At 51.1% G+C, this 795-nt stretch carries 1 protein-coding gene and 1 pseudogene; both read left to right on the forward strand.

Features of this window, described 5'->3' with window-relative positions; genetic code table 11:
• Positions 1 to 176 (forward strand): annotated as a pseudogene (locus tag KPB06_RS34425) (AAA family ATPase); the annotation flags it as partial.
• A 140-nt stretch (positions 177 to 316) separates the two neighbouring features.
• Complete coding sequence (locus KPB06_RS34430) at positions 317 to 760, forward strand: hypothetical protein (protein ID WP_275920605.1); 444 nt, start codon at positions 317 to 319, stop codon at positions 758 to 760.
• Positions 761 to 795 lie beyond the last annotated feature (35 nt).

Below are 795 nucleotides of genomic sequence, written 5' to 3' on the forward strand. Positions count from 1 at the left end.
ACCACGCGATCGTCGTGCAGATCGAAGGCACATCGTACCGCCTGCGAGAACACGCCGATCTGCTGCCGGACCATCTGCGCAACCGTCCGTCTTCCCTGAACCCCGTGCCCGCTGAACCGGCTCGCCGGCGCCCGGGCCGTCCTCGAAGGAGCTCATCTGATCACATCGCCGGCTGATCACCGTCCGAACAGGGTGGGGAATTTTACTTCGACACTTCTGGGGAAATTACGTCCGACGTTGACATGCGTTTCTGAAAGATAACTTCTTAACGTATACGCGGGAGAAGGTGGAGCATAAGGTACATGAAGAGCTAACGATGACTGCACCGCAGCTCGAGGTATTTCGGCAGTTGCTTGATATTGACGTAAATGCACTGTCTTACGAGGAGCAGCAAAAAGCGCTTGTCAAGCTTCTGACCTCCGAGATTCCAGACTGCAGCGCTGCAGATGCTGAAGTTTTTTACTACCCCAATGCGATAAACGTTATCCAGAGTTTAGCCGTGGAGGTCGACGAGACAAAGCGTAGGATCACACGGGAGCGGTTTCTGAAGGAAGTCGATCGCAAGGAAACTATTTTCAACTCTTGGCTGCAGAAAAAATTTGGTGCTGACTATTATGCGAAATTGATTCGTCGAAAGTACTTCAAATTCAATTCCACAAAAATACCTAAAGCGTCAAGGATTTTTGTGATTGACATGGATGGCGAGTGGAGCAGCCCCCTGAAACGCCGGACACAGTCACCCACTTACAATAACGGGTAGGCATAAGACTGTGTTTTTGACTAACACCAGGCAGG

Origin of the sequence: Burkholderia semiarida (genome assembly GCF_029268935.1) — a bacterium.
Taxonomy (GTDB): Bacteria; Pseudomonadota; Gammaproteobacteria; order Burkholderiales; family Burkholderiaceae; genus Burkholderia; species Burkholderia semiarida.